At 45.3% G+C, this 16,009-nt stretch carries 12 protein-coding genes; all 12 read left to right on the top strand.

The features are described from left to right. Positions 1-424 precede the first annotated feature (424 nt). The 12 genes from P8629_RS06810 (at position 425) to P8629_RS06755 (ending at position 15,963) form a co-directional block, all read left to right on the top strand. Complete coding sequence (locus P8629_RS06810) at positions 425-1,564, top strand: histone deacetylase (protein WP_278165375.1); 1,140 nt, start codon at positions 425-427, stop codon at positions 1,562-1,564. Between the two features lie 10 nt (positions 1,565-1,574). Beyond that, the gene (locus tag P8629_RS06805; RefSeq protein ID WP_278165374.1) at positions 1,575-2,402 is read left to right on the top strand and encodes an amidohydrolase family protein; all 828 of its coding nucleotides are present in this window, start codon (positions 1,575-1,577) and stop codon (positions 2,400-2,402) included. Between the two features lie 192 nt (positions 2,403-2,594). After that, the gene (locus P8629_RS06800) at positions 2,595-3,575 is read left to right on the top strand and encodes an ABC transporter permease (protein WP_278165373.1); all 981 of its coding nucleotides are present in this window, start codon (positions 2,595-2,597) and stop codon (positions 3,573-3,575) included. Positions 3,576-3,587: 12 nt separating this feature from the next. Further along, positions 3,588-4,499 carry an ABC transporter ATP-binding protein gene (locus P8629_RS06795; RefSeq protein ID WP_278165372.1) on the top strand — a complete coding sequence of 304 codons (912 nt, stop codon included), beginning with the start codon at positions 3,588-3,590 and terminating at the stop codon, positions 4,497-4,499. Continuing rightward, positions 4,499-4,972 (top strand): CopG family ribbon-helix-helix protein, encoded by a 474-nt coding sequence (locus tag P8629_RS06790; protein ID WP_278165371.1) that lies wholly within the window; start codon positions 4,499-4,501, stop codon positions 4,970-4,972. Before P8629_RS06795 ends, P8629_RS06790 begins: the two co-directional genes overlap by 1 nt. Next, positions 4,965-5,729 carry an urea amidolyase associated protein UAAP1 gene (locus P8629_RS06785; protein WP_278165370.1) on the top strand — a complete coding sequence of 255 codons (765 nt, stop codon included), beginning with the start codon at positions 4,965-4,967 and terminating at the stop codon, positions 5,727-5,729. Before P8629_RS06790 ends, P8629_RS06785 begins: the two co-directional genes overlap by 8 nt. Then, entirely contained in the window at positions 5,716-6,360 is a 645-nt protein-coding gene (locus P8629_RS06780; RefSeq protein WP_278165369.1) for an urea amidolyase associated protein UAAP2, read from the top strand. The genes P8629_RS06785 and P8629_RS06780 overlap by 14 nt, the downstream gene beginning before the upstream one ends. 49 nt (positions 6,361-6,409) lie before the next feature. Next, a complete protein-coding gene (uca, locus tag P8629_RS06775; protein WP_278165368.1) occupies positions 6,410-10,030 on the top strand; it encodes an urea carboxylase in 3,621 nt (1,206 codons plus the stop codon). Beyond that, positions 10,030-11,829 carry an allophanate hydrolase gene (atzF, locus tag P8629_RS06770; RefSeq protein WP_278165367.1) on the top strand — a complete coding sequence of 600 codons (1,800 nt, stop codon included), beginning with the start codon at positions 10,030-10,032 and terminating at the stop codon, positions 11,827-11,829. Before uca ends, atzF begins: the two co-directional genes overlap by 1 nt. A gap of 228 nt (positions 11,830-12,057) precedes the next feature. Continuing rightward, on the top strand, positions 12,058-14,232 hold the full coding sequence (locus tag P8629_RS06765) for an HAD-IIB family hydrolase (protein ID WP_278165366.1): 2,175 nt from the start codon (positions 12,058-12,060) through the stop codon (positions 14,230-14,232). After that, the gene (locus P8629_RS06760; RefSeq protein ID WP_278165365.1) at positions 14,232-15,098 is read left to right on the top strand and encodes an HAD-IIB family hydrolase; all 867 of its coding nucleotides are present in this window, start codon (positions 14,232-14,234) and stop codon (positions 15,096-15,098) included. The genes P8629_RS06765 and P8629_RS06760 overlap by 1 nt, the downstream gene beginning before the upstream one ends. After that, positions 15,082-15,963 carry a carbohydrate kinase family protein gene (locus P8629_RS06755; protein ID WP_278165364.1) on the top strand — a complete coding sequence of 294 codons (882 nt, stop codon included), beginning with the start codon at positions 15,082-15,084 and terminating at the stop codon, positions 15,961-15,963. The genes P8629_RS06760 and P8629_RS06755 overlap by 17 nt, the downstream gene beginning before the upstream one ends. The last annotated feature ends 46 nt before the right edge of the window (positions 15,964-16,009 follow it).

Raw genomic sequence — 16,009 nt, 5'->3', positions numbered from 1 at the left:
GGCTTAACATCTAATCAACGTCAAGCTTTTTTTACGCTTTTTTTTCGAAGTTTTTATTCTCGATTTTCATCTCAAATAACCACTCAAAAAACCCTTTTAAACGTCTCCAAACGCCGCGGCCTTGGCTGCTTTATTTGGGCTCTGTTTGAAAGAGATGCGTATTCTAACCGCCACCCGTTTTTTTGCAACCCTTTTTTGCTTCTTTTTTTACTTTTTTTACATTAAGACCTTTTTCATTCGCATTACTACGATTCAAACGCCTGCTTTCCTGTATTTTTAGGGCATTAGCTCTGTTCTTCTACACTTAAAACACTCTGAAATAAGAATCAAATGTTGAACCGCATCTTTCCCTCTATACTTTTTAAGCAAAAAACTTACACTTATATGTATAACAAAACTAAAAAGTCTTTTTAGGAGCCCTATCATGTCCAGCAGAAGAGATTTCATCAAAAACTTATTAGCCCTTAGTGCAATAGGTATCAGCCCCATAACGACCGCAAGCATTGGAAAAGCAGCCAGGCCTGGTCAATTTTCAACGGGCGTCGTACTTGACCCTTTATTCTTTAAACACGACATGAAAGATCACCCTGAAAATGCTCAACGATTAGTTGCTATTAATAATGAGATGGAAAAACAAAACATCTGGCCACAGCTCACCCCCATTCAAACCCGACTGGCAACCAATGAAGAACTTCGACTAGCGCACACACAAAGCTATATTGATGAAATCGAAATCTTGAGCGACTCTGGCGGCGGTTTTTACGAACCCTATCAAGGCGATACTTATTTAAATGCTTCCAGTTTTGATGCCGCCAAAATGGCAGCTGGGAGCAACATTAATTTAAACCTTGCCATTTATGACCGAAAGATCGACCATGGCTTTGCCTTACTTCGCCCACCAGGGCATCATGCCTTACAAAACAAAGCGATGGGATTCTGCATCTTCAACTCAGATATTATCGCAGCCCGTGCCTTACAAAAATATCGGGGAGTGAAACGTATCGCCATTATTGATTTTGATGTCCATCATGGCAATGGCACACAAGACCTATCTGATAACGACCCTTCCATCATGGCGATCTCTATTCACCAGCATCCATTTTGGCCAATGACCGGAGGGCATACTTTTACCGGCAAAGAGAAAGCCAAAGGCACAGTGGTCAACTGCCCTTTTCCAAAAGGCGCAGGAGACAACGCTTATTTAGAAGTCTATGACCAAGTTATTCACCCTAAGTTAGAAGCTTTTAAACCTGAACATATTATTGTGTTTGCAGGATACGATGCGCACTGGCAAGACCCATTGGCAGAACACCAAGCCTCAGTATTGGGATTCAATCAATTGGTCGAAAAATGCTTAAAATCTGCCAAAGACCTCTGCGGCGGCCGGATCAGCTTTTCACTGGGCGGCGGGTATAACTTAGACCCCTTAGCAAAATGCACAGTCGGCACGTTTCATACCTTATTGAATAATCCTGAAAAGAATATTGATCCCATTGGAAAGGCGCCAACACCAGAAGTAAACTATCAACAGCGCATAAATGAATTGGTAACACACCACTTATAAGAGAGTCGAAATGAAAAAACTTCAATCTATTTTTCTGACACTATTAATAGGGCTATCGTTAAATAGTTCCGCTGAATCAATGCCCATTTTTGATAGCCACTCTCATTATTCTCTAGCAGACAGTCAGGCGCTCTCCCCAAAAGAGATTCGACAACGCTATGACCGAAACCATATTATCGGCGCTTTAATCTCCAGCACCCCCACCTCCAAAACCGAGTTACTCTATCAAGCGATGCCAAATCGCATCATTCCTTTTTTAAGCCTCTATCGAACCAAAGCAAACAAACCCAATTGGATGCTAGACCTTACAACCCTTAACACCTTAGAAACCAAACTCGACCATTTCCCTTATCAAGGTGTCGGGGAATTTCATATCTTTAAACAAGACGTATACAGCCCGGTCTTAACTCAAGTGATTAAAACAGCTCAAAAAAGAAACTTGATGATCATGATCCATGGAGACGCCGAAATTGTCGACCAGATCTTCAAACTGGCACCAAAGACCACTGTGATTTGGGCACACCTAGGAACGCAACCGACTCCAGAATTCTTATCTCAGGTTTTTAAACGCCATCCAACACACCTTTATATGGATACATCGGTTAGAGACACCTTATTTATTAATGAGACAAACCAACTCAAACCCGAGTGGAGAACTTTCTTTATACAGCACCAAGATAAGTTACTGGCAGCCGTGGACACTTTCAGCACCCAGCGCTGGTTAAAATTTGATGATGCCGTCAGCAAAATCCGACTTTGGCTTGAACAACTCCCTAAACCCGTTGCTGAAAAAATCGCCTACCAGAATGCCTTAAACTTATTTCACCCCTCAAAATAATCGCCCCAAAAAAATCCAAACAAGCACCAACTCGAAACATAACTCCAGGAACTTATCTCACAAATACACTAACTACTTGAATTAAGTGATATTTTTTAATTGGTACACCCATTGCTTATTACGATTAGATAAAAACGTAATACTGATTATGTTTGTTGTTTCAAACGAACAATAACTCAAGAGACCTTTTCTATGGCTATATTTTCAAAATCTTGGACAACCCCGCGCGTTGAATTAGATAAGCGTTCAAGAATCTGGTTAACGTTCGCCAGTTTCGCGATTCCTATTCTGCTGTGGTCTATCGTCAGTTATGTGCCTTTCATCTGGCATCCACAGGTTGAAATTACCGACCCAGGGGATGTTAGCTACTTTAGAGAAGGCACTTTAATAGACAAAGACATTTATCAGCGAGAAGTCGATAAGATTCTCGTTAAACAAGCCGAAACAGATAAAACTGTCCACTTACCGCAAGGTGAACCGGCCAATCCGGTGTACCTTCCTGCACCGCATGAAGTGGCCACGGCACTCTACACTGCGTTCACCACGCCCCCAAAACGCAGCAACGAACCCTGGTTTCATGAAAGCCTAGGGCACTCTATTCAAATTATCGCCTGGGGGTTCTTTTGGTCCATGGTGTTTGGTTTACCGCTTGGGCTACTGGCTGGAACGTATGACTCGGCCTCTCGTTTAATCGAACCTTTTACCGAGTTTTTTCGTTACTTACCAGCACCTGCCTTCGGCGCATTAGCAGTGGCTATCCTAGGGATTTATGATGCTCCCAAAATATCAATTATCTTTATCGGAACCTTTTTTCAAATGGTTTTGATTTCAGCCAATACCACACGGAAACTGAATATGGCATTGATTGAAGCATCTCTGACCTTAGGGTGTAAAGGCATGTCCATGATTCGCCAAGTGATTATTCCTTGCGTGTTGCCTGATTTATTTCGAGATATGAGAATCCTGCTCGGCTGGGCATGGACTTACTTAATCGTTGCCGAATTGATCGGTACTAGCTCAGGTATTACCTGGTTCATCACACAGCAAGCGCGTTATAAAAATTTCGACAACGTATTTGCCGCTATCTTAATTATTGGGTTCATCGGTATTACTACCGACATGATTTTAGCTCGCATTGGGAAGCGTCTTTTCCCATGGCATGGTTCACACTAAGGAGTGAGACAAATGACACAATCAAACCATCCCTTAGAAAAATGGCAGACACCTGCCATCAAAGACCGTAACCAACGCATCACAGAGCGTCCTAAAGCCCTTGAGATCAATGCGCTTGAAAAGTCTTTCGAACATAAAGGCAAAACCAACAAGGTGCTTGACGGCATTGATTTTACCGCCTACAAACGTGAGTTTGTCTGCGTCGTTGGTCCGTCCGGTTGTGGTAAATCCACACTGGCGCGCCTGATTGCGGGATTAGAAACCAAAGAAGCTGGTGAAATTTATGTAGAAGACACTGCTGTGGTTGAACCAGGCCCCGATCGTGGCATGGTTTTTCAAAGCTACTCTTTATTCCCGTGGATGTCGGTCAAAGAAAATGTCATGTTCGGCTTAACGCAAAGCGGTATGTCAAAAAACTCCGCTGAAACAGAGGCTTTACAGTGGATTGACTTGGTTGGACTGGAAAAGTTTTCTGAAGCTTATCCGCATCAGTTATCAGGCGGCATGAAACAAAGAGTTGCCATCATTCGCGCACTGGCAAACCAGCCTAAAGTGTTACTGATGGATGAGCCGTTTGCCGCACTTGATCCACAAAACCGTATGCGAATGCAGCAATACCTGCTGGAAATCTGGCAAAACATCGACATCACGATCTTTTTTATTACGCATGATCTGGACGAAGCGATTTATTTAGCCGATCGAATCTTAGTGTTAGATGCCAACCCAGGTCGAGTTCATGAAGTTGTAAATGTGCCTTTACCAAGACCACGTCAAGAAGATACTTTGCTCAGCCCTGCTTTCATGGCAACCAAAGAATACTTAGAAAGCTTGGTGCACCCTCCTCAACCTGAAATGGATTTTGAAGAGAAGCTGAGCATGGTGCGTCTTGTTCCTGTTAATGCTGAAGTACCGGATATATTCTAATGACACAGAATAATAACCATTTAGTGAGAACCAGCGCGTCCTTACCTGCCAAAGTCTTGGAAGATTTAGACAAACTGGTCATTGACCGTGGCTTCAACAATCGCTCTGCGCTGCTGACAGACATCATTCAAAAAGAGGTGTCTGCTTACCAACAAGATCATACGAACAAAGTCATGGCCGGCACCCTAACGATGGTGTATGACCATGCTGCGCCAGGACTACAGATAAAACTAAACCAATTAAAACACCAGTATGTAGCTGAAATCATCTCCTCGACTCAAATCCAGTTGATGAACCACCACACATTGGAAGTAAATTTGATGCAAGGACCTGCACAAGATTTAAACAATATCAGCCATAGATTCCTCTCTAACCGAGGGGTCAAAACAGGTAATCTTTATTTAACTAATTTTGCTTTGCCGCCTATTTTTACGGCACCCAATGATTTTTCACAGGAGACGTCTAATGACTGAAAACACCTCTCAAAAAACAACCAGGCCTGACGGGTTTATCTGGCAAGAGCATTTGCCGGGTGGCGCACATTGGTCTGGCGTCATTCGTCGTGGCACGGTACTTCGTCTCACCGACATTGAAGGCAATGCCAATGTATCAATGCTAATGAATAACATTGAAGTCAAAAATGAACGCTACAACATGCCAGACACGTTAAAAGCGCAAAAAACGGCGTTTTTGACCCAACCCAACATGTGCTTCACCGATATGGGTCGTGTCATTTGCTCGATTATTGAAGATACCTGTGGCTGGCATGACACCATCGGCGGACTATCTCATGCCACATTGGTTCATAAAAAATATGGTGACAAAAGCTACCAAGCCGCGCATAACGATTATTTTAAAAACGGCTATGACAGCCTTATCAATGAGCTAGGTAAATGGGGACTCAATGCCAGTGACATCATGCCGAATATCAACTGGTTCAGTAAAGTCCGCGTTGAAGAGGACGGGAGCATGATCTATGTGCCGAACAATTCATCGGCTGGAAACTATGTTGATCTGCGTTTTGAAATGGATGCCATTGTCTGCCTTTCAACCGTCCAACACCCGCTTGACCCGAACCCAGACTACGATCCAAAGCCAATTGATCTGACCGTATTCAAAGCCGACTCAGTGAAAAAAGACGATGCGTGTCGTTTGCATCGCGCAGAAAACGAGCGCGCTTACTACAACACCAAAATCTACTATGGAGAAAATCCCAATGACGAATGCTAATGTTGATGCCAGCCGAATTGTTTACCGTGAAGTTGTCGAAGCCGGCGATCCTTGGATGCATGAAGTCAAAGCCGGACAACGCTTTCGCATCGTCGACCTTGAAGGAAACCAAGCGGTAGATACCCTGTTTTACAATGCTCACGACCATTCAGAGCGTTATTCCGCGACGGATACAATTCGGGAACAAGGCAATATTTATTTAACCAAAGGGTCGGTGCTTCAATCGAATTTACTGAACCCGATGCTGACAATTGTGGATGACACCTGTGGCCGACACGACACCATTGGCGGCGCTTGCTCTGCCGAAAGTAACACCGTGCGTTATGCCATCGAAAAACGACACATGCACTCTTGTCGTGATTCCTTCTTAACCGCTCTCGGACAATGTGACTGCAATGCCAACAAGCCAATGACCAAAGGCGATTTATCCAGCAATATCAATTTCTTCATGAATGTGCCGGTTTCGCCAGACGGTCATTTAGATTTTGATGACGGCATATCAGCGCCTGGGCGCTATGTGGAAATGGAAGCGCACATGGACACTTTAATTTTAGTTTCCAATTGCCCACAACTGAATAACCCTTGTAACGGATACAACCCGACGCCTGTCGAAATGATTATCTGGAAATAGACAGCAAAACGAAATTGAACCATTCAGAACGAGCTGAAAAGGAATAGACATGTTTAAAAAAATTCTCATTGCTAACCGCGGAGCCATCGCAACCCGAATCATCCGTACCTTGAAACAAATGAACATTCAGTCCGTGGTGCTGGCGTCCGATGCAGACCGTGCATCACTCCACGTGCAGCAAGCTAATGAAGTCATTTTTTTGAAGGGAAATGTGGCAACCGAAACTTATTTAAACGTGCCCCTTATCCTAGAAAAAGCACAAGAGTTAGGTGTGGAAGCTATCCACCCGGGATACGGATTTTTAAGTGAAAACGATGGCTTTGCCGAAACCTGTGAAAGCATGGGCATTAAGTTCATTGGACCTGCCCCTGATCATATTCGGGATTTTGGACTCAAACACACTGCTCGTGAGCTGGCCATTAAAGCCAATGTGCCTTTACTACCTGGTTCAGACTTACTCTCCTCACTTGAAGAAGCACAACAAGAAGCGGACCGCATCGGCTTCCCGGTGATGTTAAAAAGCACCGCGGGTGGTGGTGGTATCGGTATGCAGCGCTGTGATTCGCCGGAGGACCTCTCGGAAGCATTCGATCAAGTCGCTCGTCTCAGTCAAAACTCCTTTGGTCAAAGTGGTATTTTTCTAGAAAAATTCGTGGTCAATGCTCGCCATATTGAAATTCAAATCTTTGGTGACGGGCTTGGAAAAGTGGTTTCTTTTGGGGAACGTGATTGCTCATTACAGCGCCGTAACCAAAAAGTGGTGGAAGAAACACCCGCCGTCGGCATCAGCCGAACACAAGTTGCCGAAATGGAAGCTCATGCCGTTCGACTCGGTGAATTGGTGAATTACCAATCTGCCGGCACGGTGGAATATGTCTATGATGCCGACACCAATCAATATTACTTCCTTGAGGTGAATACACGTTTACAGGTAGAACACGGGATTACCGAAGCGGTGCGTGATGTGGATTTGGTTCAATGGATGATTCAAGTTGCTTACAATCAAACCTTTCCGGAAGCGGTCAAGCCTGCGCGAGGTCACGCCATTGAAGTGCGTGTTTATGCCGAAGACCCCTTCAAAAACTTCCAACCTAGTTCTGGGAAACTGACTGGCTGGAAAATGCCAACCGATTGTCGTGTCGACACTTGGTGCACCAGTGGACAAGACGTGAGTTCTTATTATGATCCTATGCTGGCAAAAATCATCGTCAAAAGCGATGATCGAGAAACGGCCGTCCATAAACTACAAACCGCGTTAGACGAAACTCGTATCGACGGATTTGAAACCAATATTATTTATCTGGCGGCACTCAGTCATGCGCCGGCCTTTATCAAAGCCGAAAACTTATATACTCAGTTTTTAAATGGCTTTAGTCATCAACCGAATACGGTGGAAATCACCAACCCGGGTACACATTCCATGCTGGTCAGTTACCCTGGGCGTTTAGGCTATTGGGACATCGGCGTACCGCCATCAGGTCCAATGGATGCACTCTCTCATCGTTTGGCTAACCGGTGCTTGAACAATGATGAAAATGCGGCCACCATTGAGATGACGGTTTCCGGTGTCAGCTTGAAATTTGATCGTGATACGGTGATTTGCATTACTGGGGCGGACATTAACCCCACTCTCGACAAGCAACCGATTCCGCAAAATGAAGCGGTGTCGGTGAAAGCAGGACAACTGCTGAAATCAAAAGTCATCAAGTCTTTAGGGCAGAGAGCGTATTTAGCCGTCAAAGGCGGGTTTGATGTGCCGGATTACATGGGCAGTAAAACCACCTTCTCATTGGGTGGGTTTGGGGGTCATGCCGGTCGTCTATTGCGTGCCGGCGACGTATTGCATTTATCGACCTCGGTTGACGACACACAAATAAACCACCTACCATCGGAACTGATACCTGAGTTGACCAATTATGCTGAAATTGCGGTGATTTATGGTCCACAAGGGTGTCCGGATTTCTTTACAGAGGAAGATATTGACACCTTCTTTGCCACCGACTGGGAAGTGCATTACAACTCCAGCCGTACCGGGATTCGATTAAATGGCCCCAAACCGAACTGGGCTCGAACCGATGGCGGCGAAGCCGGACTGCATCCTTCCAATATTCACGACAACGCCTATGCCATTGGCGCGATTGACTTCACCGGTGATATGCCGGTTATCCTAGCGCAAGACGGCCCAAGCTTAGGCGGGTTTGTTTGCCCTGCCACGATCATCGAAGCGGAACAATGGAAAATGGGGCAATTGCGACCAGGCGATAAAATCCGCTTCAAGCCGGTTTCAACGGAAACGGCCGAAGCCGCTTTAAAAGCACAAGAAGCCGCTTTACAAAGTTTAACGCCGAAAACCTTACCTGCTCTGACGTTCTTAAATGAACCGACCGAACAATCGTGCCTCGCATTTGAACTTTCTGACCAAGAACATGAATTCGGTGTCAAATACCGCCGCTCTGGAGACAGCCATGTCTTGATTGAATATGGTGCAATGGAATTGGATCTGGCTTTACGATTCCGAATTCAGGTTCTGGCGGACAAACTGAAACAACTGAGAAATGACCAGGCCTGGCCCTTTTTAAACGATTTAACCCCTGGCATTCGATCTTTGCAGGTGCATTATGACCCTCGCAAGATTTCTCAAAAAGACATCATTGCAAAACTGATTGCTTTAGAAGAAGAGATTTCTTCCGCGCAAGATTTAACCGTGAAAAGCCGCATCGTGAAGCTGCCGTTATCATGGGATGATCCGAGTACCAAACTGGCGATTGAAAAATACATGAACTCAGTTCGCCCGGATGCGCCTTGGTGCCCGAGCAACATTGAGTTCATTCGTCGCATCAATGGCTTGGATTCCATTGAAGACGTGAAACGCATCGTATTCGAAGCCAAATACTTGGTCATGGGGTTAGGAGATGTCTATCTGGGCGCCCCTGTTTCGACACCGCTAGACCCTCGTCACCGCTTGGTCACCACCAAATACAATCCGGCTCGTACCTGGACACCGGAAAATGCTGTCGGTATCGGCGGTGCTTACATGTGCGTCTATGGTATGGAAGGCCCGGGCGGCTACCAATTTGTGGGTCGAACTATTCAAATGTGGAATGCTTATCGTAATACAAAATTTTTCCCACCCGGTAAACCGTGGTTGCTCGATTTCTTTGACCAAATCCAGTTCTACCCAGTCAGCGAAGAAGAGCTAGCGCAAGCCAGACAAGACTTCCCGCTGGGACGCTATGATATTTCGATTGAAGAAACGACCTTATCATTAAAAGAATACCAAGCCTTTTTGGCGGAAGAATCCGACAGCATCGACGCTTTCAGAACCAAACAGCAAGCGGCTTTTGAAGCCGAACGTCAACGTTGGGAAGAAAATGGGCAAGCCAATTACGATGTTTCTTCAGACCAGGAAGAAATTGCGAATGAGCCGATGGCCGAAATCCCGGAAGGCTTTGAAGCGGCACTGTCTCCTATTACCGGAAGTGCTTGGAAAATCACGGTTAAGCCGGGCGACAAAGTGGAAGAAGGCGATGTAATTGCCATTTTGGAAACCATGAAAATCGAAATTCCAGTGGAAGCAGAAACCGATGGCGTGATCACTGAAATCTTAATTAATGAAGGCGACCTTATTCAAAACGGTCAGGCTTTAATGGTGATGGAGGTCACAGACTAATGGACTGCCGCATCGCTCAATTACAAACAAGCTATGAGTCAGGCGAATTAAACCCTCGTCAACTGGTGGTGACCTTAAGACAACAAGCACTCGAATATGATGCTTACAACCTGTTTACCCATCTGTTAAGCGAACAAGAACTGGAATATTATTTGGCCAGACTGGAATCAACTGATGCGAACAGCCTGCCACTTTGGGGGATTCCATTTGTTATTAAGGACAATATTGACCTGGAAGGCATACCTACCACGGCCGCCTGTAAAGAGTTCGCTTATACGCCTAAGCAATCAGCCACTGTGGTGCAACTTTTAATGGATGCTGGCGCGATTCCTCTCGCCAAAACCAACATGGATCAATTTGCGACCGGCCTGGTTGGCACACGCTCGCCTTATGGGGTTTGCCATAACGCGTTCGATTTTGACATGATTTCTGGCGGCTCAAGTTCAGGTTCGGCTGTGGCACTCTCTTTAGGGTTATGCAGCTTTTCACTCGGTACTGATACCGCCGGATCAGGCCGTGTGCCAGCCGCGTTTAATAATTTAGTCGGATTAAAACCTTCAAAAGGCCTCCTAAGTACGTCAGGCGTAGTGCCTGCAGTACGCTCGCAAGACGTAGTGAGCATTTTTGCTTTAAACGCCCAAGACGCTTATGCGGTTTTCGATGTGGCAGCACAACCGGATTCAACCGATGATTTCAGCCGACAAGAAACCGCTTTAACCCTACCGGCTTGGCCTCAAAAACCGGTAATCGGAATCCCTGACAAAAACAGCTTAATTTTCAATGATGATGCAAAGGCTGAAGCCAATTTTATTGAAACCATCCAAAAGCTCAAAACACTCGGATTCGAAATCAAAGAAATCGATTTTCAACCTTGGCTGGAAACCGCAAAATTACTGTATGGCGGTGCTTGGGTGGCGGAACGCTATGCTGCCATTGAAACCTTCTTTGACGCGAACGAATCCGCTTTGGACCCAACGGTAGGCAAAATCATTGCCGGTGCCAGAAATCTCTCGGCTGCGGATGCCTACAAAGGCAGCTATGCTTTGCAAAAAGCACAAAATGACACCCAAGCCATATGGGAAACCGTGGACTGTTTGCTCACCCCTACCACCCCCTCTGTTTTCAGTATTGAAGAAGTCGAATCCGATCCAGTCGGGTTAAACTCGGTATTGGGCACCTACACCAATTTTATGAATTTGCTGGACTATGCCGCGGTGGCCATGCCAACCGGCTTCAGAGCCGATCAAATACCGACCGGCATCACTTTGTTTGCGCCCGCCGGAAGTGATCGCAAACTGCTACAATTGACTGACGAACTCCATGGAAACTTTATTGATGTAGCCGGCGCTCATAAAACACCGCTTCCCATTCCAAACCCAAGCCTTTTTCAAGCAACCGACACGATTCCATTAGCGGTGGTCGGCGCTCACCTCACCGGCTTTCCGTTGAATACTCAATTAATTGAACGCGGCGCTCGGTTATTGAAAACCACTCAGACCGCGCCTAAATATCGTTTTTTTGAGCTGGCAGGCGGCCCTATTCTAAAACCCGGTTTAATCAAAGATGATTCCAACGGCAGCTCAATTGAAGTCGAAGTTTGGGCCATGCCTAAACATCATTTAGGGTCTTTTCTTGCCTTAATCCCTTCTCCTCTGGGATTAGGAAAAGTTGAGCTTATGGAAGGCGATCAAGTGGTTGGATTTATTTGCGAACCTTATGGCCTAGAAGGCGCCACTGAAATCACTCACACAGGCGGTTGGCGAAACTGGATACAGCAAAAAAACCACGCAAATAGCTAACTGAATTAATTCATAAAAAATGGCCCGGCCTGGTCATTTTTTATTATTTAACCTTGTTTTATTTACCACTTTTTGTACAATCAAACTAACTTCTTTTAAAAAAATCATACGTATAAAATCGGAAAATAACTTCTTCCGTTAGCAACACATTTCTTTCGCATCACTCTACTTGGAGTGATAATCACGACACATAACGTTCAACGACCAAGATAAGTGAAATACTAAACTATGAGCGAACAGAACGAACAGACGGGTCAGTTATACATTGCTTTAATCAGTGTTCACGGATTAATCCGCGGGCATAATCTGGAATTAGGACGAGATGCCGATACAGGAGGACAAACGCTGTATGTCCTTGAGTTGGCACAGGCATTAGCAAACCATCCTGGAGTGGCTAAAGTCGATTTATTTACGCGCCGAGTCATCGACTCGGCCGTTTCCGAAGATTACGCCCAACCCGTTGAATCCATCAGCGACAAACTCAACATTGTCCGCATCGCCGCCGGGCCGGACCAATATATTGCCAAAGAACGTCTATGGGATTATCTCGATACCTATACCGACAATATGATGGACCACCTGCGCTTACAGAAAAAAATGCCCGACATTATCCACAGTCATTATGCCGATGCAGGTTACGTGGGCTATCACTTGGCCAATCAGCTTGCCATTCCGCTGATTCATACTGGGCACTCCTTAGGCCGTGTGAAACGCGCTCGACTGCTGGCCAATGGTCTGAGTGCAGATGAAATCGAATCCGTCTATAACATGGCGCGCCGAATTGATGCGGAAGAAGAAACACTGGCTTCCGCTGAAAGGGTGATTACCAGCACCCACCAAGAAATTGAAGAACAGTACGAGTTGTATGATTTTTATCAACCGGAGCAAATGAGGGTCTTGCCTCCTGGCACCAATTTAAATCATTTTATGCCGCCCAAAGGCGATGAACTTACATCTGATTTATATTTTGATATGACGCAGCATTTAAAAACACCGGATAAGCCGATTATCCTTGCTCTGTCTCGTCCAGATGCACGAAAAAACATTGCCGCACTGATTGAAGCTTATGGACAGTCCAAACCGTTGCAAGCACTGGCCAATCTCGTCATTATTGCAGGTAATCGTGATGACATTGACGATTTGGAAGATGGTGCGCGCCTTGTCTTTCACGAATTGCTGGTCGCGGTTGATCGCTATGATTTATATGGCAAAGTTACCCTGCCCAAGCATCACCAACGAGGTCAAGTTCCTTATATTTACCGTATTGCTGCAGCATCCGGCGGCGTATTTGTAAACCCGGCGCTAACCGAACCTTTCGGGTTGACCTTAATCGAAGCAGCCGCTTCTGGACTGCCGATTGTCGCCACCGAAGATGGCGGCCCAAGAGACATCATCGGGAATTGTAAAAACGGTATTTTAATTGACCCGTTAGAACCGCAAACCATTAGCGATGCCCTGTTGAAACTGCTCGGAAATCAATCTTTAAAACAGACCTATATTGACCAGGGGTTAAAAGGTGTCTTTACCCATTACGCTTGGGAAGCGCACGCCGATAGCTATATCGACCTGCTTTGTCCAATTGTGAAAGAAAATGAACGTTTAGAACGCAAAATTACCGAACGACGTTCTGAACTGTATCGAGACCGTGCATTTGTCAGTAGCTTGGATCAAAACTTAATTGGGGATTCCGATTCTTTGCGAGATCTCGTTCAGTTGTTACGGGAACACCGAAAAAGCACCCTCTTTATTATCGCAACCGGACGACGATTAGATTCGGCCTTGAGGCTTCTAAAGCATTATCATATCCCAGAGCCTGATATTTTAATCAGTAGTGGCGGAACCGAGATCAGTTATGCCCCAAAACTGACAAATGATAATGCTTGGGAAAAGCACATTGATTACCACTGGATGCCGCATAAGATTCGCAGCTTGCTCGATAAATATCCCGGTTTAAAGAAACAACCCAAAACTGAACAGAACCGTTTCAAGATCAGTTATACCATCGATACCGAGATGGCCGATGTTGAAGAAATCAAACAGCTACTTCACTGGGAAGAGCAATCAGTCACGGTACAACTCTCTTTTGGAAAGTATCTGGATATTTTACCGATACGTGCATCTAAGGGAATGGCATTGCGTTATGTCGCCAACCGCTGGCAAATTCCTCTGGAACGTATTTTTGTAGCGGGCGGATCCGGTTCAGATGAAGACATGATGCGTGGTAACCCTTTAGCGGCGGTTGTCGCCAACCGTAATAAAGAAGAACTATCACAACTCAATGATATTGACCGTATTTACTTTGCCAAAAAACCGTTTGAAGAAGGTATTTTGGAGGCGTTGGAATATTATGATTTCTTTGATAGCTGCACCCCACCAGAAGACCTTTCAAAGGAAGCCCATTAATGCCAGTCCGATTATTACTCTGTACTGACATGGATCGAACCATTATTCCCAATGGTGCCCAAAAAGAACAGTCAACCGCTAGGCAAGATTTAAAAGACTTCTGTAATCGTCCAGAGGTCACTTTGGTTTATGTTACCGGACGTCATCAGGCACTCGTTCAAGAAGCGATTGAAGAATATCAACTCCCTACCCCTGATTACGTTATCAGTGATGTGGGAACGAAAATATACCAAACCCAATCAAAAGACTGGAAGCCACTGCCACAGTGGGAGGCGAAAATCAATCAAGATTGGCATGGCAAAACCCATCATAATTTACGAGAAAGTTTAAAAATATTCAAAGCGTTAACGCTTCAAGAACCGAGCAAGCAAAACACCCACAAACTCAGCTATTATGTTCCTTTATCAACCGATGTCGATGAGCTTTTAAGCGATGCCGCCACGGTATTGAAAGCGCAAAATGTTGATGCCAGTTTGATTTGGAGCATTGATGAAGCAGAGAATATTGGCCTATTGGATGTCTTACCCAAAAACGCCACCAAGCTGCATGCCATACAGTTTTTACAACACTTTTTGGATTACTCTCTTGATGAAGTCGTTTTTGCAGGAGACAGCGGTAATGACCTGCCGGTATTGACCAGTGAAATTCATTCCGTGTTGGTGGCCAATGCCGGTGACGACATTAAAAAACAAGCCCTGCAACAGGCACAAGCCAATCACACCACTGACGCCTTGTACCTAGCGCAAAATAATACAAATGAAAGTGGTAACTACTCAGCAGGGGTTTTGCAAGGCGTTGGCCATTACATCAAAGCATTTCGGAATTCATTAAAAGGTGACCCTCTTTCTTATGATGACTCCCTCTAAGATTGCCATTTTTGGCGAAGTTCTATTCGATTGTTTTCCAACCGGCGAAAAAGTATTGGGCGGCGCACCGTTTAATATCGCCTGGCATCTTCAAGCACTCGGAGATTCGCCTACCTTTATCTCAAAAGTCGGAACCGATGATTTGGGCAAACAAATCATCAAAAGCGCACTGGATTGGGGGCTTCAGGCAGATAATATTCAACTGGATCCAGTCCATCCGACAGGGCAAGTTTCCATTACGGTCGAAGACGATGAACCGCATTACTTGATTATGCCTGACAGCGCTTATGACTTCATTGACAAGCACCTAATTCGACTGCCCTCTCCGCCGGATATTCTTTATCATGGCACCTTAGCATTAAGGAACAATACCTCACGTCAAACATTCGAGGCATTAGCGAAAACCTCTGGTGCCCCATTGTTTTTGGATGTAAATCTTCGAGAGCCCTGGTGGCAGAAAGAAGAGACTGAACAATGGTTAGCACGAGCCACTTGGGTCAAACTCAACATTGATGAACTTAAGACACTCGGATTTTCCAGCAAGACGGTTGAATCCGACATGCGCAACTTCCAAGCCGAATTTAATCTAGAGCAAGTCATTGTTACCCGTGGCGCTCAAGGAACCATTGTGCTAACCCAGGAAAACCAATTTCATCAAAATACACCAAGCACTTTAGAAAATTTTATAGACACGGTCGGCGCAGGCGATGCCTTTACTGCTGTTTACATTCATGGTCTAATGTCTAATTGGTCGATTGACAAAACACTGGCGGCCGCGCAACAATTTGCCAGCCAAGTTATTGGCATCCGGGGTGCCACTTCAACCGACCCCGCATTTTATCAACGCTTTATTGAAACACTTTAGCGAAAGAGACACCTTAAGCAGCACCCAAGAACGTTTAATTCAAACT

Source organism: Hydrogenovibrio sp. 3SP14C1 (assembly GCF_029625905.1).
Classification (GTDB): Bacteria; Pseudomonadota; Gammaproteobacteria; order Thiomicrospirales; family Thiomicrospiraceae; genus Hydrogenovibrio.
Note: the sequence above shows the minus strand (reverse complement) of the source record. Positions and strands in the feature narration are given on the sequence as shown.